Raw genomic sequence first — 21,861 nt, 5'->3', positions numbered from 1 at the left:
GGCTGAAAAAGTGGCCGACTCCCCTTGCTGCCTTCAGGGGCGCGGGAAACTGCGCGGGCAACCACAACCGCCCCGCACCCGACCACCGACCACCGACCACCGACCAGGCTTTCAGGGGCGCGGGGAACTGCGCGACCAGCCACCCACAGCCCGCACACGAACACCGGGCCGAAAAGGGACGCGGGGAACTGCGCCACCAGCCCCACCGAGCCCGCGGACGACCTCTTCTGCCCCACCCCAACGCTCGCAAACCCTTCCGCCACCGACCCGCCGACTTCACGTCACGACCGCATCACGATCACCCAGTTGATGTCGATGGCGCTATTGCGGGCCCCCCGCACCCGGCGTAGGACTGTCCGGACGGGACGACCTCGGCGGTGGGAGGCGGCAAGCCATGCGTACAGGCATGCGTACAGGTCGGAAGCTGGTCGGTATGGCCATCATCGGGGCGCTCGCGCTCACCGTCACCGCTTGCGGGGACGACAAGAAGGACGACGGCACTAAGCCGGACAAGAGCAAGTCCGGCAGCCCGGCCACCCTCGCCCTCCCCCGTCTCGACGGGCAGAAGATCGAGGTCGCCGCCGTGTGGACCGGGCCCGAGCAGGCCAACTTCGTCAAGGTGTTGAAGGAGTTCGAGAGCCGGACCGGCGCCACCGTCACCTTCGTTCCCGCCCAGGACCCCATCGTCAACTTCCTCGGGACCAAGATCGCCGGTGGCAGTCCGCCCGACGTGGCCATGCTGCCGCAGGTCGGGGCCATCCAGCAGGCCGTGCAGAAGAAGTGGGTCAAGCCCGTCGGGCCGGAGGCCAAGGCGCAGCTCGCCAAGAACTACTCCAAGGTCTGGCAGGACCTGGGCGCGGTCGACGGCACCCAGTACGCCGTGTACTTCAAGGCCGCCAACAAGTCCCTTGTCTGGTACAACACCAAGGTCTTCGACGCCGCCGGTGCCCAGGTTCCCAAGACCTGGAAGGACTTCCTCGCCACCGCCGACACCGTCTCCGCCTCCGGCGTCACCCCCGTCTCCGTCGGCGGCGCCGACGGCTGGACCCTCACCGACTGGTTCGAGAACATCTACCTCTCCCAGGCGGGGCCCGAGAAGTACGACCAGCTGGCCAAGCACCGGATCAAGTGGACCGACCCGTCCGTCAAGGAGGCCCTGACCACCCTCGGCCAGCTCTTCGGCAAGCCCGCCCTCATCGCCGGTGGCGCGACCGGCGCCCTGCAGACCGAGTTCCCCGCCTCCGTCACCCAGACCTTCACCGGCGGCGACCAGCCCAAGGCCGGGATGGTCTTCGAGGGGGACTTCGTCAGCGTCAACATCGGGCAGACCGACGCCAAGATCGGGACGGATGCGAAGGTCTTCCCCTTCCCGGCCGTGGGTGCCAAGGCGCCCGTCGTCACCGGCGGGGACGCCGCCGTCGCGCTCAAGGACACCAAGGGCGCCCAGGCCCTGCTGACCTGGCTGGCCTCCCCGGACGCCGCCAAGGTGTGGGCCGCCTCGGGCGGATACCTCTCGCCGAACAAGGCGACCGACCTCGCCGCGTACCCCAATGACGTACAGCGTGACATCGCCAAGGCCCTGATCGCGGCCGGGGACGACGTGCGGTTCGACATGTCCGACCAGGCGCCGCAGTCCTTCGGCGGGACGCCGGGGAAGGGCGAGTGGAAGGACCTTCAGGACTTCCTGAAGAACCCGAAGGACGTGGCCGGCGCCCAGGCCAAGCTGGAGGCCGACGCGGCCGCGGCGTACAAGAACTGACCGGGCCGCCCGCCATGACCGCCGCCCCGGCACCCCCTTCGCCCCCCGTCCCCCGTACCCGCAAGAGCGTGACCGGGACCCGCGCCTACCTCGCCGCCGGGTTCCTGCTGCCCGCGCTCGTCCTGCTCGGCGCGCTCGTGGTCTATCCGATCGGGTACTCCGTCTACCGCTCGTTCTTCGACCAGTCGGGCGACGGCTTCGCCGGGGTCGACAACTACAAGACGCTCTTCACCGACGACACCATCCTGACCGCCGTCGAGAACAACGCGATCTGGGTGGTCTGCGCCCCGACCATCGCCACCGCGCTCGGGCTGATCTTCGCCGTACTGACCGAACGGGTGCGCTGGGGGACGGCGTTCAAGCTGATCGTCTTCATGCCGATGGTGATCTCTATGCTCGCCGCGGGGATCATCTTCCGGCTGGTGTACGAGCAGGACCCGGACCGGGGGGTCGCCAACGCCGTCTGGGTGGGGGTGCACGACACGTTCGCCGAGTCGGCGGGGTTCCCCCGGGCCCATCCGCTGCCCGCCGCCCCGCTCAAGCCGGGCGGCAGCGGCTCCTTCGTGACCAAGGAGACGGTCCGCGCCGGGCAGCCCGCGCTGCTTCCGCTCGTCGGGGTCGCCGCCGACAAGATGCCGTCGTCCGCGAAGGCGGCGAAGGCCGCGGCCACCGGCCCCGGCGAGATCACCGGTACCGCCTGGCTCGACTTCACCAAAGGGGGCGGCGGCACCCCCAACACCATCGACTCCAAGGAGCTCGGGCTCAAGGGCATCAAGATCGAAGCCGTCCGGGACGGCCAGGTCGTCGCCACCGCCACCGCGCGTGCGGACGGTACGTTCACCCTGCCCGCCAAGGCCGACGGGGCCCAACTGCGGCTTCCCCGCAGCAACTTCCGTGAGCCCTACAACGGCGTCAACTGGCTCGGCCCCACCCTCGTCACCCCCGCCATCATCGGCTCGTACATCTGGATGTGGGCCGGGTTCGCGATGGTGCTCATCGCGGCGGGGCTCGCGGGGCTGCCGCGCGAACTCCTGGAAGCGGCGCGGGTGGACGGCGCCAACGAGTGGCAGGTCTTCCGGCGGGTGACCGTGCCGCTGCTCGCGCCCGTCCTCGCCGTCGTCCTCGTCACGCTGATGATCAACGTGCTGAAGATCTTCGACCTGATCTTCATCATCGCGCCCGGCTCCAGCCAGGACGACGCCAATGTGCTGGCGCTCCAGCTCTACCGCTCCTCGTTCGGCACGGACGCGGACCTCGGCGTCGGCAGCGCGATCGCGGTCCTGCTGCTGGTCCTGGTCGTACCGGTGATGCTCTTCAACATCCGCAGGATGCGACGGGAGGCCCGGCGATGACGACGACCTGCGCCACCACCGCCCCCTGCCGGGAGTCCGGGGGTCGCCCCCCGGGACAGCACAGCAACATCCGCAGGATGCGACGGGAGGCCCGGCGATGACGACGACCTGCGCCACCACCGCCCCCGGCCAGGCGTCCGGGGGGCGCCCCCCGAGACGGCACAGCGACATCCGGCGGATGCGACGGGAGGCCCGGCGATGACAGCCGTAGGAATCGTCAAGGCCAAACAGTCCCTGCCCGCCCGGATCGCCGCCCGGGCCGGCGGCGGCGCGCTGCGCGTCTTCCTCATCCTCGTCGGGCTGTTCTGGCTGATGCCGACCGTCGGGCTGCTGCTCTCCTCGCTGCGCAGCCCCTCCGACATCGCCTCCACCGGCTGGTGGAAGATCTTCAGCGAGCCGTCCCAGCTCACCTTCCACAACTACTCCAACCTGCTGGACAACAGCACGATCACCGACTCGCTCCTCTCCACCGTCGTGATCACCGTGCCCGCGACCGTCCTGGTCGTCGTCATCGGCTCGTTCGCCGGATACGCCTTCGCCTGGATGGACTTCCCCGGCCGCGACTGGTGGTTCATGGTCGTGGTGAGCCTGCTCGTCGTCCCCGTCCAGGTCGCCCTCGTACCGGTCGCCAAGCTCTTCGGCGAGATCGGGATCTTCGAGACGACCGTCGGCGTCATCACCTTCCACGTCGCCTTCGGCCTGCCCTTCGCGATCTTCCTGCTGAGGAACTTCTTCGCGGAGATCCCCCGGGAGCTCCTTGAGGCCGCGCGGCTCGACGGGGCGGGCGAGATACGCCTGTTCACGCGGGTCGTGCTGCCGCTCGGCGGCCCGGCGATCGCCTCGCTCGGCATCTTCCAGTTCCTCTGGGTCTGGAACGACATGCTGGTCGCGCTGATCTTCGCGGACTCCAAGCACCCGCCGATCACGGTCGCCCTCCAGCAGCAGGTACGGCAGTTCGGCAACAACATCGACGTCCTGGCGCCCGGCGCCTTCGTCTCCATGGTCATCCCGCTGGCCGTCTTCTTCGCCTTCCAGCGCCAGTTCGTGTCGGGGGTGATGGCGGGCGCCGTCAAGTAGCGCACGTCAAAAGGGCGCCGTGGCTTTACCCCGTCTGCCGCCACCGGCGTAACCCGCTCGCGCCCTGCGCCGTTCTACGGGCCATGCCCCGGTTCAGCGTGATCGTCCCCGTGTACAAGGTCCAGGCCTATCTCCACGACTGCCTGGGCTCGGTGCTCAGCCAGTCGTACGACGACCTGGAACTGATCGCGGTGGACGACTGCTCACCGGACGCGTGCGGCGCGATCATCGACGAACACGCCGCCCGCGACCGCCGTGTCACCGCCGTGCACCTGGACACCAACACCGGCCTCGGCCCCGCCCGCAACGCCGGACTCGCCCACGCCACCGGCGACTACATCGTCTTCCTCGACGGCGACGACACCCTCACCCCGGGCGCCCTCCAGGCCGTCGCGGACCGGCTCAAGGAGACCGGCGACCCGGACGTCCTGCTGTACGACTACGCGCGCACGTTCTGGTCGGGCGAACGGGTCCGCAACAAGTCGGCCGCCCAGCTCGCCGAGACCGGGCCCGCCACCTTCCGGCTCGCGGACCGGCCGGGGCTGCTCAAGCTGCTCAGCGTGGTGTGGAACAAGGCGTACCGCCGCGAGTTCATCGAGGAGCAGGGCTTCAGCTTCACGCCCGGCTTCTACGAGGACGCGCCCTGGACGTATCCGGCGCTGATGGCCGCCGATTCGCTCACCACGCTCGACCGGGTCTGCGTCCACTACCGCCAGCGCCGCCAGGGCAGCATCCTCTCCACCACCAGCCGCCGCCACTTCGACCTCTTCGACCAGTACGACCGGGTGTTCGCGTTCATCGACACGCGCCCCGAACTGGCCCCGCTGCGGCCGCTGATCTTCCGGAAGATGGCCGACCACTTCCTGACCGTATTCACCACCCGGGTGCGGCTGCCGCGCGGCAGCCGGGCCGAGTTCTTCCGCCGCGCCCGCGCCCAGTACCGCCGCCACCACTCCCCCGGCGGCGGCCCGCGCACCTTCCGCGTCCGGGTGCGGCACGGTCTGGTCCGGCTCGGCGCCCACCGCACCTATCTGGGCCTGGGGGCGCTCAGCGCGCTGCGCGCCCGCGCGGGCCGGCCGCTGCGCGCGCTCGGCCGCGCTCTGCGCTCCGGAGCACTGCACCTGCACTACCGGGTCCAGCTGCGTCTGCCGGTGCGGGACGAGGCGGTCTTCAGCGCGTACGGGAACCGGGGGTACGCCTGCAACCCCGCCGCGATCGAGGCGAAGGTGCGGGAGCTGGTGCCCCGGGTGCGGACCGTCTGGGTCGCCGCGCCCGCGCAGCTGCACACCGTGCCGCCCGCCACCCGCAAGGTGGCGCCGGACACCTTCGCGTACTGGACGGCGCTCGCCCGCGCCACGTACCTGGTCAGCAATGTGGAGTTCGACGGCCGACTGGTCAAGCGGGACGGCCAGGTGCTGCTCCAGACCCATCACGGCACCCCGCTCAAGACCATGGGCCTGGACCTGATGGACCGCCCGGCCGCCGCCCGCGACACCGACTTCGCCCATCTGCTCGCCCGCAGCGACAAGTGGGACTACAGCCTCTCCGCCAACCTGCACTCCACCCTCACCTGGGAGCGCACCTACCCCTCGGGCTACACCACGCTCGAATACGGCTATCCCCGCAACGACGTCTTCCACGGGGCGAGCGCCGCGGACGTGGCGCGGCTCCGCGACGGCCTGGGCGTCCCCGCCGACGCCACCGCCGTCCTGTACGCCCCGACCCACCGCGACTACCGGCGCGGCCAGCACCGCCCGCTCGACCTGGAGCGCGTGGCCCGCACGCTCGGCCCGGAGGTCGTCCTGCTCACCCGCGCCCACTTCACATACGGGGCGCCGCTGGCGGACCAGGACGCGCACCCCCGGATCATCGACGTCAGCGGCCACCCGTCGGTCGAGCAGCTGTGCCTGGCCGCCGACGCGCTCATCACCGACTATTCGTCGCTGATGTTCGACTACGCCAACCTGGACCGCCCGATCGTCATCCACGCCGACGACTGGGAGGCCTACGAGGCGGCCCGCGGCACCTACTTCGACCTGCGGGCCTTCCCGCCGGGCGCGGTCGCCCGCACCGAGGACGAGCTGATCGACATCTTCACCACCGGCCACTGGCGCGGCTCCCGCTCGGCCCAGCTCAGGGCCGCGTTCCGGGCCCGGTTCTGTCCGTACGACGACGGGCACGCGGCGGAGCGGGTGGTGCGCCGGGTCTTCCTCGGCCAGAGCGGCGGGCTGCCCCCGTTCGTACCGGTCGAGGACCGCCGCCCGGCGCCGTCGGCGGCGCTGCCGACGACCGCGGTCCAGCGGGAGCTGGCGGGACTGGTCTAGGCCCCCGGGTCCCTTGGCCCCCTCCCGCCGCCACTGTGCCCGGGCGACTCCGCACCCCGCCCGTACGCGCGGTGATTCGACCGCGGGCCGCCTCTGGCTGGTCGCGCAGTTCCCCGCGCCCCTTATGGGCCTCCGGCCCCCGAAAGAGGTCTCCCGTTGCCCCGTTTCACCGTCGTCGTGCCCGTCCATGAGGTTCTCGGGCTGCTGCGGGAGTGTCTGGAGTCCGTGCTGCGGCAGTCGTTCACGGACATGGAGGTCATCGGGGTCGACGACGGGTCGGTGGACGGGTCCGGGCGGCTGCTCGACGAGCTGGCCGCCGCCGACCCGCGCGTACGGGCGGTCCATCTGGCCGCCCCCGTGAGCGCGGGCGAGCGGCGTGACACCGGGGCCGGGCAGGCCCGCGGGGAGTATCTGCTCTTCCTGGAGCCGGGGCTGGTCCAGCTGCCGGGGGCGCTCGACGCGATCGACGCGCGCCTGAGGGCGGCCGGGGACCCGGACGTGCTGCTCTTCGGGCATCTGCGGACGCCGTTCCTCGGTACGGCCGAGCCGGCCCGCTCCCTCGACGTGCTGCGCGCGGCCGGGGACGCGGTGACCAGCGCCGCCGGGCGGCCGGGCCTGCTCGGGGTGGCTCCGGTCAGCTGGAACCGGGCGGTGCGGCGGGAGTTCTGGCGCGACGGGGGCCCGCGGTTCGGCCCGGGCGAGCGGGCCGAGGCGATGTGGGCGCTCGGCTCGCTCATCGCGGCCGGGTCGGTGGCGGCCCTCGCCACGCCGTGCGTGGACCACCGCCAGCAGCGCCCGCTCCCGGGGGCGCGCCGGGCCGAGCCGGACCGCCGGGAGGCCGTCGCCGCGTACGACGCCCTGCTCGCTGACGTCGCCGGCCGGCCCGGGGCCGCGCCCCTGCGCGAGCCGCTGTACGCGCTGGCCGTACGGGAGTTGCTGAAGACCTACGCGGGCGCGCGCGGGCAGCGGCGGGCGTACGTCCGGGCGGTGGCCGTCTTCAGCCGGACCCACCGGCCCGCCGGCCACCGGGCGGGCGGCGGACGGTCCGGGGTGCGCGGGCGGCTGCTCACCGAGGGCCGCCCCCGGACGCTGGCCGCGCTCGACCGGGCCCTGGCGGCCCGCCGCAGGCTGCGCTCGCGCGTGCGCGCCCTGCGCAAGTCCGCTCTCCGCGCGCTGTTCCGGCACTACTACCGCCTCCAGCGGCTCCTTCCGCTCGACCCCGGGCTCGCGGTGTACGCCTCGTACTGGAACCGGGGCGTGAGCTGCAACCCGGCGGCCGTCCACCGCAAGGCCGCCGAACTGGCCCCGCACATCAAGGGCGTGTGGGTGGTCGCCAGGGCGGAGGCGGCGGAAGGGCACGCCTTCGTGCTGCCGCACACCCTCGCGTACTGGCGGCTCATGGCCCGCGCCACCTACTTCGTCAACAACGTCAACTTCCCCGACCACCTGGTCAAGCGCCCGGGGCAGCGCCACCTCCAGACCCACCACGGCACCCCGCTCAAGCGCATGGGACTGGACCAGCTCGCGTACCCGGCCGCCGCCAAGGGCTTCAGCTTCCGCCGGTTCCTGGGCCGCGTCGACCGCTGGGACTGGTCGCTGTCCGCCAACCCGCACTCCACCGAGACCTGGTCGCGCGCCTACCCGAGCGCGGTGCGGCACCTGGAGTCGGGCTATCCGCGCAACGACGTGTACGCGACGGCGACCGCCGAGTCCGTCGCCGCCGTCCGCCGCTCGCTCGGCATCGCGCCGGACCGCCGCGCGATCCTGTACGCGCCGACCCACCGCGAGTACGAGCGCGGCTTCTCCGGCGCCCTGGACCTGGTCCGCGTCGCCGACGCGCTGGGCCCCGGCACCCTGCTGCTGGTGCGCGCCCACTACTTCCACGCCTCGGCCGGGCTGCCGGAGCACCCCGGGCTGCTCGACGTCTCGGCACACCCCCGGGTCGAGGAGCTGTGCCTGGCGGCGGACGCGCTGGTCACCGACTACTCCTCGGTGATGTTCGACTACGCCAACCTGGACCGCCCGATCGTCGTCCACGCCCCCGACTGGGAGGTGTACCGCACGGTCCGCGGCGTCTGCTTCGACCTCCTCTCGGGGCGCCCGGGAGACACCCCGGGCGCGGTCACCACCAGCACGGACGAGCTCATCTCCTGCTTCCGGGAGGGCGGTTGGGACAGCGGTGCCAGCGCCGTCCTGCGGGCCGCCTTCCGGGAGCGGTTCTGTGCGTACGACGACGGGCGCGCCGCCGAGCGCGTGGTGCGCACGGTGTTCCTGGGCGAACCCGCCGACGCGCTGCCGCCGGTGGAGCCCTCCCGGCGCGCGGTCCCGCCGCTGCCGGGCCAGACGGGCGCCCGCCGGGTCACCGCTGCTGGCCGGCCATCACCGTGAAGAGCCCGACGACCACGAGCAGCGAGCCCGCCCACGTCCACCCGGACGTCCGCTCGTGCAGCACGGTGGAGCTGGCGAGCACGATCAGCAGGTACCCCAGGGCGTTGAAGGGGTACGCGATGGACAGCGGCACCCGGGCCAGCGTCGACATCCAGGCGACGGCCGAGACGGCGAAGACGACCAGGCCCACCACGATCCACGGGCTGGTGGCGGCCCGCAGCGCGATCGAGCCGCCGCCGTGCTCCACGGCGACCGCGGCGGTGCGCATGCCGTGCTTGAGCATGATCTGGCCGCCCGCCGAGGTGAACACCGCGAAGAGCAGCAGGGCGAGGCTGTGCAGGTTCAACGTCCTTCTCCTGACCGGGATCTCACACGCCCACAGGGTCGGCGGGGGTGTACTGGCGGTTGAGGATGTCCTGTACATCGACGTGCTCCCCGGCGATGATCGTCTCCGCCGCGTGCGGCGTGAGCAGGGCGATGTGCTGATAGCCGAAGAGGGTCGGCCGCAGCCGCACGAGCAGCCGGGAAAGCCCCCCGAGCGCCCCCGCCACCGCGCGCCCCAGCAGGCCCTTCCCGCCGAGCAGCGCCCAGAAGGGCGCCCCGGTCGAGGTCGTGGCGAGGATGTCGTACCCCGCGCCCTGGACCGTGCGGCGCAGGCTGGCGCGGGTGAAGAAGCGCAGGTGCGTCTCGTCGAGGATGCCGCGCCGGTCGTACCCGAACACGCCCAGGACGACGCGCAGCCGGGCGTACCAGTGGCTGAAGTTCGGTACGGACAGCAGCACATGGCCGCCCGGGCGCAGGGCCCGGGCGATCTCGGCGAGGACGCGGTCGGGCCGGGAGAGGTGCTCGATGACGTCCCCGGCGACCACGTAGTCGTACCCCCGCCCGATCTCCTCGGGCAGCCCCTCCTCCAGGTCCGCGAGGAAGAACCGCGTACACCTCTCACGCACGCCCGCCACCTCGACGCAGTCGACGCCGGTCACCTCGTGACCCAGCGCCTCCAGGCGCTCGGCGAACAGTCCGCCGGAGCAGCCGAGGTCCAGGACGCGGCCCGGCGGCAGGGTGCGCATACGGTCCAGGATGACGGCGTGGGAGGAGCCGTCGCCCTCCTTGAAGGCGTATCCGTCGGGTTTGGGAATCCACGGGCAGGTGCCGAATCCCTTGGCCGCGAGCCGGTATTCGAGGACGTCCTTCACGACGTCCTTGGCGTACTTGAGCCCGTTGACGTAACAGATCTCGTCGCCGTAATAGGTGGGGACGGGGATTTCCCGGATGCGCATTCCCGCGTCGATGAGCTGGACGATGATCTGGGTGTCGAAGTCGAAGGCGTCCGTATTGCGCTCGATGGGGAGCCGGCGCAGGGCGGCGACGCTGTAGGCGCGGTAGCCGGAGTGGAATTCGGTGAGCCGGGAGCCGAGCAGCGAGTTCTCCAGGCGGGTGAGGACACGGTTCCCCAGCCATTTGTAGAGCGGCATCCCGCCGCGCAGGGCGCCGCCCCGGTCCATCATGCGCGAGCCGAACACGGCGTCGGCCTCACCGTTCTCGATGGGCGCGACCATGTCGGGGAGGAGTTCGGGGGCGTACTGCCCGTCGCCGTGCAGCAGGACGACGATGTCGAGCCCGCGCTCGGCCGCCAGCGCGTACCCGGCCTTCTGGTTTCCGCCGTATCCGAGGTTCTTGGTGTGCCGCATGACGACGGTACGGGGCATTCCCTCGGCCTGGGACCAGCGGCATCCGGCGGTGAAGGTGCCGTCGTGGCTGGCGTCGTCGAGAATGAGGATCTCGTCGATACGGGAGCGGAAGTCGGCCGGGATGCGGTCGAGGGTCTTCTCCAGCGTGGTCTCGGCGTTGTAGGCGACGACGAGGATGCCGATGCGGGGGCTCTGACCTGAGCGGTCGACAGCCTCGGGGGTGCGGGCGGCGGGCGGCTGCACGGGCGTCTCCAGGGTTGACGTGGGTTGGGGGCGTGGCGACGGTGCCCCATAAGGGGCGCGTGCTTGTCTGCGGGCCGGTGGGAGCTGGGCGCGCAGTTCCCCGCGCCCCTGAATGCGCCCCTTCGGGCCGCCCCGGAGATTGCCGCGCAGCGGCATCCAAGGGCGCGGGGAACTGCGCGACCAGCCACATACGGCCCGCAGGCGAATCACCGCACTTCCAGAGGCGCGCTTGGAGCCGGAACCGGAACCGTGGTGGCCGTGTCCGGGGCGGGGGCAGCCGGGCCCCGTTCGCGCGACCGGAACACCGCCGCGTACCCCGACACCACCCCCACCAGCAGCGCCGCCCAGGCAACCGCGCCCAGGACCTGCTGGTCGTAGGTCCAGCGGGTGGGCTTCTGGATCGTGTAGACCCAGGAGGCGAGGACTCCGGCGAGCACGCTGTACGCGAGGCCCTCCCACAGCCCGATCGCGAAGAGCGCCGCGACCGGCCAGGCCAGGTACTGGACCCCGGAGGCGGTGCTGAGCAGCAGCAGCACGCTCAGCGTGATCGCGACGGCCAGCGGTGCGCGGTCCGGGCGGCGCCAGGCGGGCCAGACGCCCGCCGCCACACAGACCAGGACCACGACGAAGTGGCCGGGCCCGCGCAGCACGGCGATCGACTCGTTGGAGAAGCCCAGCCACTCGGCGAACTTGACGATGCCCCACAGCCGGAAGTTGCCGCCCTTGTACTCCAGGACGTTGGCCCGCAGCGCCCCCGGCACGGTCGCGAGCACCGGCCCCCACACCACGAGCAGCACCGCGCCCAGGGCCGCCGAGAAGCGTACGAACTCCCGCCGCCCGCCCCGCCAGGCCGCCACCGCGAGCACGGGCAGCGCCACCACCGGCACGAACTTGACGCTGATGGACAGCGCCGCGACCACTCCGGCGGCCACCGGCGCCCGCCGGTCCGCGAGCAGCCAGGCGGCGGCGAGCGCCAGCGTGACGGCGACCGAGTCGGTGTTGCCGTGGTAGCCGGACGCCGGAATCAGTACGGGCGAGAGCGTCACCCCGATTCCGCAGGCGACGGCCGTCCTCAGCGAGCGGCGCCGCCGTACGATCTCGAACACGAGCAGCGCGGCCGCGAAGTCCGCGAGGCAGGCGGGGGTGCGGATCAGCGTGCCGAACTCGATGCCGAGGCGGGCGATACGGTCGAGTCCGAGCAGTATCCAGCCGGCCAGCGGGGGATGGTTGTAGACCGGCAGCCTCGGCATCGGATGCGCATAGATCCGTACCGGGCCGACCTTCTCGATGTGCTGGGCGAAGGCCCAGAAGAAAAAGACGTCGGCGGGCCCCCGGGTACGGGCGGCGAACACCATTTTCGCGAGGAATCCGACGGCGGCCACGGACCCGACGATGAGCCGGCCATGCCGTACGTACCGATTCGTCCCGAATGTCTGCTCGCTCATGGCGGTCGAACGTATCAACCACCGGCCCGAATTCACCGGAGCGATCAACGCACTTTCACCCCGGGGCCGTGGTTCGCCTGCGGATCCTGGCCAAAAGCACCCGCCCGGAAATCACCCGTATGGTTCACCACCACGCGTAATCCCCGGCTTCAGCTCTCGTTCACTACCTGTCCCTTCGCCTCCCAGACTCCGGTGGTCCCCAGTGAAAGCACTCGTCCTCTCCGGCGGCGCCGGCACCCGGCTGCGGCCGATCACCCACACCTCGGCGAAACAGCTGGTGCCGGTGGCCAACAAGCCGGTGCTGTTCTACGGCCTGGAGTCGATCGCGGCCGCCGGGATCACGGACGTCGGCATCATCGTCGGGGACACGGCCGAGGAGATCCGGGCGGCCGTCGGCGACGGCTCGCGGTTCGGCTTGACCGTCACCTACATCCCGCAGCAGGCGCCGCTGGGCCTCGCCCACGCGGTGCTGATCGCCCGCGAGTTCCTCGGCGAGGACGACTTCGTGATGTATCTGGGCGACAACTTCGTCGTCGGCGGGATCACCGATCTGGTCGACGAGTTCCGGGCCGCCCGCCCGGACGCCCAGATCCTGCTGACCAAGGTGCCCGACCCGCGCGCGTTCGGCGTCGCGGAGCTGGACACGGACGGGCGGGTCGCGCGCCTGGAGGAGAAGCCGTCGCACCCCAAGAGCGATCTGGCCCTGGTCGGCGTCTACCTCTTCACCCCGGCCGTGCACGAGGCCGTCCGCGCCATCACCCCCTCGGCGCGCGGCGAGCTGGAGATCACACACGCCCTGCAGTGGCTGATCGACCGACGGCTGAAGGTCAGTTCGACGGTGATCTCCGGCTACTGGAAGGACACCGGCAACGTCGAGGACATGCTGGAGGTCAACCGCTCGGTCCTGGAACTGCTCACCCCGGCGCACGAGGGCTCGGTCGACGACGCCACGGAGATCATCGGGCGGGTGCGGATCGGGCAGGGCGCCACCGTGCGCGGCTCGCGGATCGTGGGCCCGGCGATCATCGGGCCGCGCACGGTCGTGGAGAACTCCTACATCGGCCCGTCCACCTCGATCGCGGAGAACTGCCGGGTGACCGACAGCGAGATCGAGTACTCGATCGTGCTGAGCGGCTCGTCGCTGCACGGCGTCGGCCGCATCGAGGCGTCGCTGATCGGCCGTGACGTCGAGATCACCCCCGCCCCGCCCACCCCGGCCGCCCACCGGCTCGTCCTCGGTGACCACAGCAAGGTACAGATCTCCGCATGACCCACCGCATCCTCGTCACCGGCGGCGCCGGGTTCATCGGCTCGCACTACGTCCGTACGCTGCTCGGCCCCACGGGCCCCGGCGACGTCGCGGTGACCGTCCTCGACAAGCTCACCTACGCGGGCTGCCCGGCCGGCCTCGACGAGGTGCGCGCCCACCCCGGATTCGCCTTCGTCCAGGGCGACATCTGCGACACCCGGCTCGTCGACAAGCTGATGGGCGAGAACGACCAGGTGGTGCACTTCGCCGCCGAGTCGCACGTCGACCGCTCGATCCTGGGCGCCGCCGAGTTCGTGACGACCAATGTCCTCGGCACCCAGACCCTGCTCGACGCGGCGCTGCGCCACCGGCTCGGCCCGTTCGTCCACATCTCCACGGACGAGGTGTACGGGTCGATCGACTCGGGCTCCTGGCCGGAGGAGCACCCGCTGCGGCCCAGCTCCCCGTACGCGGCCTCCAAGGCCTCCGCCGACCTGATGGCGCTCTCCTACCACCACACCCACGGCCTGGACGTGCGGGTGACGCGCTGCTCCAACAACTACGGGCACCACCAGTTCCCCGAGAAGCTGATCCCGCTGTTCATCACCCGGCTCCTGGACGGCGGCACGGTGCCGCTGTACGGGGACGGGCTCAACGTCCGCGACTGGCTGCACATCGACGACCATGTACAGGCGATCGAGCTGGTCCGCACCGGCGGGCGCCCCGGTGAGGTCTACAACGTCGGCGGCGGCACCGAGCTCACCAACAAGGAGCTGACCGGGCTGCTGCTCACGGCGTGCGGGGCGGACTGGGACAAGGTGGTCCACGTCGAGGACCGCAAGGGCCACGACCGGCGCTACTCGGTCGACTGCGCCAAGATCCGCGCCGAGCTCGGCTACGCGCCCCGCAAGGACTTCACCGAGGGCCTCGCGGAGACCGTCGACTGGTACCGCGAACACCGGGACTGGTGGGAGCCGCTGCGCCGCAAAGCCGCTCTGTGAGCGGGAGTTGGCTGGTCACGGGGGCGGCCGGGATGCTCGGCCGGGACGTGGTGGCGAGGCTCGCGGGCCGTGACACCCGCGCGCTCGACCGCTCGGCGCTCGATCTGACGGACGCGGAGGCGGTGGCGGCGACGGTGGCCGGGGCCCGCCCGGACGTCGTCGTCAACTGCGCCGCCTGGACTGCCGTCGACGACGCCGAGACCCGGGAGGACGAGGCGCTGCGGATCAACGGCGAGGGCGCGTCCCATCTGGCGCGCGCCTGCGCCCGCGCCGGGTCGGTGCTGCTGCACGTCTCCACCGACTACGTCTTCGCGGGCGACGCCACCGCCCCGTACCCGGAAAGCGCCCCGCCCGGCCCGCGCACCGCGTACGGCCGGACCAAGCTGGCGGGCGAGCGGGCGGTGCGCGCGCTGCTGCCGCAGAGCGGCCATGTGGTGCGGACCGCCTGGCTGTACGGGGCGGGCGGCGCCAACTTCGTACGGACCATGATCCGCCTGGAACGGGCGCGCGAGCACCTGGACGTCGTGGACGACCAGCGCGGCCAGCCCACCTGGACCGCCGACCTGGCCGACCGCCTCGTCCGGCTCGGCGAGGCGGCGCTCGCCGGGGCGGCGCCCGCCGGGTACTGGCACGGCACCAGCGCGGGGCACGGCACCTGGTGCGAGCTGGCTCAGGAAACGTTCCGGCTGCTGGGCGCGGACCCGACGCGGGTGCGGCCCACGACGAGCGCGGCCCATGTCCGGCCCGCGCCGCGCCCCGCGTACAGCGTCCTCGGGCACGAGCGCTGGCGCGAGGCGGGGCTTGAGCCGATGAGGGAGTGGCGGGAGGCGCTGGCGGAGGCACTGCCGGGGCTGGTCGCGGCGGAGCGCGGAGGTGCGGCCCAGCGCCCCCGAAGGGGCGCGGGGCCGTGACATATGCGGCTCCGCCGCGATGGGGGTCCCCCCTGTTCGAGCGAAGCCGAGAACTTGGGGGAGCGACCAGCCGGCGACGGCCCGCAGCCGAACGACCGCGCAGCCAGCGGGACGTAACGTCACGGCTGAGCCGGAACCAGCGCCCGCTGCCGCGCGTACCAGGCCGCACACGCCTCGTGCGACGGCAGCATGCCCCGGTCCTCGGCCTCCGCGAGGAGCGGGGCGGCGGCGTCCTTGAGGGAGAGCAGCGGGGTGAGGTGCGTCGGCCACTCGATGGCCAGGTCCGGGTCGAGCGGGTGGATGCCGTGCTCGTGGGCGGGCGCGTACCCCTCGGAGCAGAGGTAGACGACCGTCGCGTCCTCGGTGAGCGCCATGAACGCGTGCCCGAGACCCTCGGCGATGTGGACGGCCCGGTGGTCGCGGTCGTCGAGCAGGACCTGCTCCCAGCGCTTGAAGGTGGGCGATCCGGTCCGCAGGTCCACCACCACGTCCAGGACCGACCCGCGTACGCACTTGACGTACTTCGCCTGCCCTGGCGGCACGTCCGCGAAGTGGACGCCGCGCAGGGTGCCGCGCGCGGAGACCGAGCAGTTGGCCTGCGCGAGGCCGAGGCCGTGGCCGGTGGCGGTCGCGAACCGGTCGTCCTTGAACCACTCGTGGAAGCTGCCCCGGCTGTCCAGGAACACCTGCGGCTCGACGACCCAGGCGCCTTCGATGCTCAGCTCCCGCACGGCGGGGCCCCCTTGGAGACGGTGGGCCCGGAGACGGTGGCCTTGGAAGCAGTGCCGTGGGCAGCGGTGGCTTCGGAAACGGTCAGCGCCAGCTGGTCGTGGCCGTGGCGCCGGACCCGGAAGTCCCGTCCGGCGATCGTGCGGGAGGCGGGGAGGGCGGGATGGGCGGCGGCCGGGACCCGCACCGGGGCCTCGCCCAGGGACAGCTGCCACTCCCCCTCCCCGATCAGCGTCAGCGCCTCGTACGCCGACTCGACGCGGAAGCGGCCGTCCGCGCACCGGACCGGCAGCTCGACCTCTTCCTCCTCGGCCCCGGTGCGGCGCAGCTGGAGCGGGACGGCCGGGCCGCCTCCTCCGTAAAGACCCTGAAGAACGAGCGAGTTGTCGGTCCAGGTCACGCTCTCGGTGTACGCGTGGGGCAGCTGGTCGGTGAGGACGGCGTTGCCCCAGGCGCTCACGGTGAAGGCCAGCTCGCGGCCCCCGGGGACGGCGTGGCGGCCGAGCGGCAGACCGGGGGGCGCGGCGACGGGGAGCCGTCTGCCGTCCGGCCTGACCAGCTGGACGCTGTACGCGTCACCGGGCCGGGACTCGCCGTGCGGCGCCCTGACCGGGCCCCGGCCGCGTACGGCGGCGAGCTCGTCGAGCGGCACCTCGGCGGTGAACCGCTCGCCGTCGCGGGCCAGGGGGACCTGGATCGCCGCGTCCGAGTGCCAGTGGCCGAGCCGCAGCACGCTCGCGCGGGTGCGGGTCCCGCCGGTGAGCGTGAGCACGCCGCCGTGGCTGTCGTGGCCGGTCAGCCAGGTCTGGACGCGCTCGGCGTTCAGCTGGAGGCGGCCGCCCGCGAAGACCGGGACGATCCTGGTGTGCTCGTCCAGGTAGTGCACGTCCAGCTGCGCGCCCCCGTCCCCGACGCCGCCCCGGCGCGCCACACCGTGGCCGGGCACGCCGCCGAGGCCGCCGCTGTGGCCGAGCACCCCGAGCACCAGCTTCCAGGTGGTGGTGGCGGCCTCGGTGAGCAGCCGGGCCGGGTCGACGGCGATCTCGAAGCCCGCCCAGTCGTAACCGTGCAGCTCCTGCCCCGAACGAGTGGTGATCGCCGGGTCCTTGACCCTCTTCAGCCACAGCGGCAGGGCACGCCGGTCGGGCGTGCGCAGCCAGGCCGCCTTCAGCGTGTGCCGCCGCGCCCGGGCCGGAAGGTTGCGGATGTAGCCGTACCCGGTGAGCCGCAGCGTGCCGTCGCACCACTCGGCGCCGGTGAGCCGGGCCTCCAGCGGCAGGTCGCCGGGGGCGAGGGCGCGGACCTCGCGCGGGAGGGGCGCGGTGAGCGGCGGATACTCGGCGGTGCGGCGGCGCAGACCGCGCACCCGGTGCGTACGGGGGCTGCGGCGCTCGAACTCCAGCAGGCCGAGCAGCTCCTCCAGGCGCCGCTCGCGGGCCAGGTGCCACTTCACCCGGTGGTGCAGCGGCAGCCCGGCGAGCACCTCGGGGTCCACCTGAGCGGTGAACTCCCCCGTGTGCTCCAGGAACGCCTCCCGATAGGCCGCGTCGCCCTCCGGCAGGACCTGCATGAAGTACCAGAGGTCCTCGCACAGCACCGACTCGTCGTAACGTTTCTTGTGCTCGGGCGCCCCCGCGAGCCCCCGGCTCACGCCGAGCACCGCCGCCGTACGGTCCACCACCCCGCGCACGACCGCGCGCCTGTTGGTGATCGAGCTGTCCCTGAAGCGCCAGTAGTAGACGGCGTCCTCGATGACGTCGACGGAGCGGGCGGCGAAGTGGGCGGGCAGGACGACCGGGATGTCCTCGTACAGCACCCCCTCGGGGAAGGCGAAGGCATGCGCGTCCCAGAACGCGCGGCGGAACACCTTGTTGCAGGCGATCCGGTCCAGGAGCAGCGACCAGTCCTTGGTGACGTGGGTGGCGGGGCGGGTGGAGCGCATCGGCTTGGTGAAGAGCGGATGCTGCTTGAGCCGCCCGCCGCCGGTCAGCCGCAGGACGTTGCCGGAGGCGAAGTCGGAGCCGGACTTGTCGAGTGCGCCGGTCATCAACTCGAAGGCGCGCGACGGCAGTACGTCGTCGCCGTCGACGAAGGCGAGGTACGCGGTCCCGGGCGCGGTGTGCGCGACGCCCGTGTTGCGGGCCGCGCCGAGGCCGCCGTTCTCCCTGCCGACCACCCTGAACCGGTCGTCCCGCGCGGCGAATTCACGGGCGACGTCGGCGCTGCCGTCCGTCGAGCCGTCGTCCACGAGCACCACGTCGAGATCCTGGAGGCTCTGCCGGGCCAACGACTCCAGACACGCTCCCAGATGCTCCTCGACGTTGTGGACGGGGACGACGACGCTGAGGCGGGGCGTCATACGGGAGCACCTTCCTGCCGGCGGACGGGGGCGGATCCCGCCCCACGCGTGCTCAACCCCCGAACGCGGGGGCGGTCACCTCAGCCCGTCCATCCGGGTGACGGGCCCGGGTCCGGGACCGGATCCGTTTCGGGGCGACCGCTCGTCGAGGAAGAGGCGGCGCACGACCCGTTCCGCCGCGTGTCCGTCGTCGTACGGGCAGAAGCGCGCCCGGAACGCCTCGCGCAGCCGGGCGCTCGCGTCCGAGTCCCAGCCGCCGCCGTCCCGGAAAAGCCCGATCAGCTCGTCGTCGCAGGTGGAGACCGCGCCCGGGGTGTCGCCGGGGCGCCCCGAGAGCAGGTCGAAGTACGTACCCCGGGTTGTCCGGTAGGCCTCCCAGTCCGGGGCGTGCACGACGATCGGGCGGTCGAGGCAGGCGTAGTCGAAGAGCAGCGACGAATAGTCGGTGATCAGCGCGTCCGAGGCGAGGCAGAGGTCCTCGACGCGGGGGTGCCCGGTGACGTCCACGACCCGGGGACGGGTCTTGGCGAGCCTCGCCGAGGTCCCGTGGAAGTAGTGCGCCCGCACCAGCAGGACGTACTCGTCACCGGTCTCCCGCAGGAACCTCTCCAGGTCGAGCGGGGGCGAAAAGTGGCCGGCCCCTTCGTCCCGGTGGGTCGGGGCGTAGAGGAGCACGCGACTCCCTGGCGCGATGCCGAGCGAGGCGCGAATGGCGGCTACGTCGTCCGGAGTCGAGGTGAAATACCGGTCATTGCGCGGCTGGCCGAGATGCAGATGCTCGTACGCTGCGGGGTAGACCCGTTCCCAGACCTCGGCCGCGTGGGGGTTGGCGGCGAGGCTGAAGTCCCACTGGCCGACGTGCGCGAGGATCTTCCCGAAGTCCATGCCACGGGCGGAGGCGGGATAGCGGCGCTGGTCGAGCCCCATGGACTTGAGCGGGGTCCCGTGATGGGTCTGGAGATAGACCTGCCCGTCCCGCTTGCTGAACCCACCGGGAAAGCTGGAGTTGTTGACGAGGTACGTGGCCGTCGCCATGACCCGCCAGTACGCCCGCGACCCCGCGACGACATGCTCCACCCCGTCCGGTACCCGCCCGACGTGCCGCCCGCCCACCACCCACACATGCCGCAGCCGAGGCACGAGCTCCAGCGCCTTGGCGTGGATGGCGGCGGGATTACAGGCAACGCCCCGGTTCCAGTACGCCCCGTGGACGACGAGGTCCGGATCGAGGGGCCGGTGCAGATCGACACGGTAGAGGAGCCGGAGGATGCGGGCGCGGGCAGACTTCTTACCGCGCACGGCCAACTCCCGGACCATGCCTCCACGCCCCTTCCCGCCGCCGCTGTGGGCCGACGCGCCGCTCCCCCTGCCGCCGGAGCCCAGCGTGTCCTCTCCCCCGCCGCCGCTGTGGGCCGACGCGCCGCCGGGGCGGCACGATTGGGCGCAGCGGCACCCCGTCCCCGGGCCCCCCTGCACCCCGCCCCGCCCCGCACCCGCACCCGGCATGGCGGCCGAGCATAACCACCGGCCACCACCCCCAGCACGCACCATCACCCGATCGGGGCATGATCGGTAACCAGTACAGGACACCCGGGTTGACCGGGCGTGAACCCACCGCAGCCCGTTCCCCCGGAAGTGCCGGTACCGCAGGTGCCAAAGCCCCAGGCACCACCACCGCCCGCGCCGAGGCTGAGCGTGGTCGTCCCCGTCCACAACGTCGCCCCCTATCTGGAGGAGTGCCTCACCTCGCTGGCCGCGCAGACCATGACGGCCCTCGACGTGGTCCTCGTCGACGACGGCTCGACCGACGACAGCCCCCGCATCGCAAGGGAGTTCACCCGCCGGGACGCCCGCTTCCGTTACGTACGGCAGCCCAACGCCGGGCTCAGCGCCGCCCGCAACACGGGCGTCGCCCACACCGCCCCCGGCACCGAGTACCTCGCCTTCGCCGACAGCGACGATGTCCTGACGCCCCACGCCTACGACCGGCTCACCGCCTCCCTCGACGCCTCCGGCTCCGATTTCGCCTCCGGCAACGTGTGGCGCCTGGACCCGGGCGGGCGGCGCCAGGCCTGGCAGTACCGCTGGCTCACCGCCGACCGGATCGGCACCCACATCACCCGCGACCCCCACCTCCGTACCGACCGCGTCGCCTGGAACAAGGTCTTCCGCCGCTCGTTCTGGGACCGCCACGGATTCACCTATCCGGTGGGCCGGCTGTACGAGGACACCCCGGTGGTGATCCCGGCGCACTATCTCGCCGACTCCGTGGACGTCCTCCACGAGCACGTCTACTACTGGCGGGTGCGCGAGGGCTCGATCACCCGTCTGCGCACCGACGCCCGGGGCGTACGGGACCGGATCGCCGCGTGCGAGGACGTCAGCGGGTTCCTGGCCGGGGCCAGGCCGGATCAGCGGCGGCACTACGACACCTCCTGTCTGCGGGACGACTTCGTCTACTTCCTGGAGGGCCTGCCGATGGGCGGGCCCGCCTACCGGGCGGCCTTCATGACCGGCGCCCGGGCGTTCCTGGAGCGCGCGGGCACGGACGTCACCCGGGATCTGCCGCCCGACCTGCGGGTCAAGTGGCAGCTGGTGCGGGAGGACCGGCTCGCGGAGCTGGTCGAGGTGCTGGCCTTCGAGCAGGCCAACGGGGTGGGTACGTACTCGGTGCGGGGCGGCCGCGTCTCGTACCCGGGCGTCGGAGCGCTGACGGGCCGCGCCGCCCGGGTGCGACGCGGTGAACTGCCGGTGGTGGCCCGGCTGTCGGCGGTGGAGCGGCAGCCGGACGGAACCCTGCGCCTGACCGGCTTCGCGTACGTACGCAACGCCGGTCCGGGCAGGCTGGTGCTCGCGCTGGCCCAGGAGCACGGCACCCGCCGGCTGCGCCGCTTCCCGACCCGCACCATCAGCCTGCCACTCGCCACTGACAACGCCGCCCAGGAGCTCCACGACTACGACCGCTCGGGCTTCGAGACCACACTCGACCCGGCCCGTCTCGGCTACGGCGAGTGGACGGTGGGCGTGGTGCTCGCCGGAACCGGGGCCGGTGGCGGCACGATCCGACGGGCCGCCATCCGCCCCCTGGGCCGCTCCGAGGACCAGCCCAGGGTGTACGAAGTGGCCGACGGGAAGCGGCTGGTGGCCGCGTACCGGCAGGGCCGGCTGGTGCTGTCGGTGCGGCGGTACGGGGCGCGGGTGGAGGCCCACCGGGTGGTCGAGGCACCCCAGAACGAAACTCACGGGGCCGAGGCGCACCGGCTCGCGGGCGGGGGCGCGGGCGCAGGTGGGGACGTGGGCGCAGGTGGGGACGTGGGCGGGGGGGGGGGCACG

General features: G+C 72.4%; 15 protein-coding genes. 9 read left to right on the top strand and 6 right to left on the bottom strand.

Annotation, left to right across the window (positions count from 1 at the left end; all coding sequences use genetic code 11):
- Positions 1-433 precede the first annotated feature (433 nt).
- The 5 genes from ACFWA7_RS30430 to ACFWA7_RS30410 all read left to right on the top strand — a co-directional run bounded on the left by ACFWA7_RS30430 (position 434) and on the right by ACFWA7_RS30410 (position 8,900).
- Positions 434-1,759, top strand: a complete 1,326-nt coding sequence (locus tag ACFWA7_RS30430; RefSeq protein WP_385826296.1) for an ABC transporter substrate-binding protein — start codon at positions 434-436, stop codon at positions 1,757-1,759.
- A 14-nt stretch (positions 1,760-1,773) separates the two neighbouring features.
- Positions 1,774-3,111, top strand: a complete 1,338-nt coding sequence (locus tag ACFWA7_RS30425; RefSeq protein ID WP_385538768.1) for a carbohydrate ABC transporter permease — start codon at positions 1,774-1,776, stop codon at positions 3,109-3,111.
- A gap of 198 nt (positions 3,112-3,309) precedes the next feature.
- Complete coding sequence (locus ACFWA7_RS30420) at positions 3,310-4,188, top strand: carbohydrate ABC transporter permease (protein WP_385538770.1); 879 nt, start codon at positions 3,310-3,312, stop codon at positions 4,186-4,188.
- Between the two features lie 83 nt (positions 4,189-4,271).
- Positions 4,272-6,512 (top strand): CDP-glycerol glycerophosphotransferase family protein, encoded by a 2,241-nt coding sequence (locus ACFWA7_RS30415; protein WP_385826293.1) that lies wholly within the window; start codon positions 4,272-4,274, stop codon positions 6,510-6,512.
- Positions 6,513-6,668: 156 nt separating this feature from the next.
- Entirely contained in the window at positions 6,669-8,900 is a 2,232-nt protein-coding gene (locus ACFWA7_RS30410; RefSeq protein WP_385826291.1) for a CDP-glycerol glycerophosphotransferase family protein, read from the top strand.
- On the opposite strand, the gene ACFWA7_RS30405 is transcribed toward ACFWA7_RS30410, so the two are convergent.
- The 3 genes from ACFWA7_RS30405 to ACFWA7_RS30395 all read right to left on the bottom strand — a co-directional run bounded on the left by ACFWA7_RS30405 (position 8,872) and on the right by ACFWA7_RS30395 (position 12,279).
- Complete coding sequence (locus tag ACFWA7_RS30405; protein WP_385538775.1) at positions 8,872-9,246, bottom strand: hypothetical protein; 375 nt, start codon at positions 9,244-9,246, stop codon at positions 8,872-8,874. The two genes, ACFWA7_RS30410 and ACFWA7_RS30405, sit on opposite strands and share 29 nt — an antisense overlap.
- 22 nt (positions 9,247-9,268) lie before the next feature.
- A complete protein-coding gene (locus ACFWA7_RS30400; protein ID WP_385826289.1) occupies positions 9,269-10,834 on the bottom strand; it encodes a methyltransferase domain-containing protein in 1,566 nt (521 codons plus the stop codon).
- A 206-nt stretch (positions 10,835-11,040) separates the two neighbouring features.
- Complete coding sequence (locus tag ACFWA7_RS30395) at positions 11,041-12,279, bottom strand: hypothetical protein (protein WP_385538779.1); 1,239 nt, start codon at positions 12,277-12,279, stop codon at positions 11,041-11,043.
- A 202-nt stretch (positions 12,280-12,481) separates the two neighbouring features.
- Here ACFWA7_RS30395 and ACFWA7_RS30390 point away from each other — a divergent pair, with 202 nt between their 5' ends.
- The 3 genes from ACFWA7_RS30390 to rfbD are packed head-to-tail and all read left to right on the top strand — an operon-like array spanning position 12,482 to position 15,440.
- Positions 12,482-13,549, top strand: a complete 1,068-nt coding sequence (locus tag ACFWA7_RS30390; RefSeq protein ID WP_385538781.1) for a glucose-1-phosphate thymidylyltransferase — start codon at positions 12,482-12,484, stop codon at positions 13,547-13,549.
- Entirely contained in the window at positions 13,546-14,529 is a 984-nt protein-coding gene (gene rfbB / locus ACFWA7_RS30385) for a dTDP-glucose 4,6-dehydratase (RefSeq protein WP_385826287.1), read from the top strand. The genes ACFWA7_RS30390 and rfbB overlap by 4 nt, the downstream gene beginning before the upstream one ends.
- Positions 14,526-15,440, top strand: coding sequence for a dTDP-4-dehydrorhamnose reductase (gene rfbD, locus ACFWA7_RS30380; protein ID WP_385826285.1), 915 nt, complete (start codon positions 14,526-14,528; stop codon positions 15,438-15,440). Before rfbB ends, rfbD begins: the two co-directional genes overlap by 4 nt.
- A 119-nt stretch (positions 15,441-15,559) precedes the next feature.
- On the opposite strand, the gene rfbC is transcribed toward rfbD, so the two are convergent.
- The 3 genes from rfbC to ACFWA7_RS30365 all read right to left on the bottom strand — a co-directional run bounded on the left by rfbC (position 15,560) and on the right by ACFWA7_RS30365 (position 19,845).
- The gene (gene rfbC, locus ACFWA7_RS30375) at positions 15,560-16,171 is read right to left on the bottom strand and encodes a dTDP-4-dehydrorhamnose 3,5-epimerase (protein WP_385826283.1); all 612 of its coding nucleotides are present in this window, start codon (positions 16,169-16,171) and stop codon (positions 15,560-15,562) included.
- Complete coding sequence (locus ACFWA7_RS30370; protein WP_385826281.1) at positions 16,159-18,528, bottom strand: glycosyltransferase family 2 protein; 2,370 nt, start codon at positions 18,526-18,528, stop codon at positions 16,159-16,161. Before ACFWA7_RS30370 ends, rfbC begins: the two co-directional genes overlap by 13 nt.
- Before the next feature lie 75 nt (positions 18,529-18,603).
- Positions 18,604-19,845: a CDP-glycerol glycerophosphotransferase family protein gene (locus ACFWA7_RS30365; protein ID WP_385826278.1), complete on the bottom strand. Its 1,242-nt coding sequence runs from the start codon at positions 19,843-19,845 to the stop codon at positions 18,604-18,606.
- Between the two features lie 333 nt (positions 19,846-20,178).
- Here ACFWA7_RS30365 and ACFWA7_RS30360 point away from each other — a divergent pair.
- Positions 20,179-21,861 (top strand): glycosyltransferase family 2 protein (locus tag ACFWA7_RS30360; RefSeq protein ID WP_385826276.1); only part of this gene is annotated, 1,683 nt, incomplete at its 3' end.

The organism is Streptomyces sp. NPDC059994, from assembly GCF_042737755.1.
Classification (GTDB): domain Bacteria; phylum Actinomycetota; class Actinomycetes; order Streptomycetales; family Streptomycetaceae; genus Streptomyces.
The sequence above is the reverse complement of the archived record's forward strand: the minus strand, read 5'-3'. Positions and strand labels throughout refer to the sequence as shown.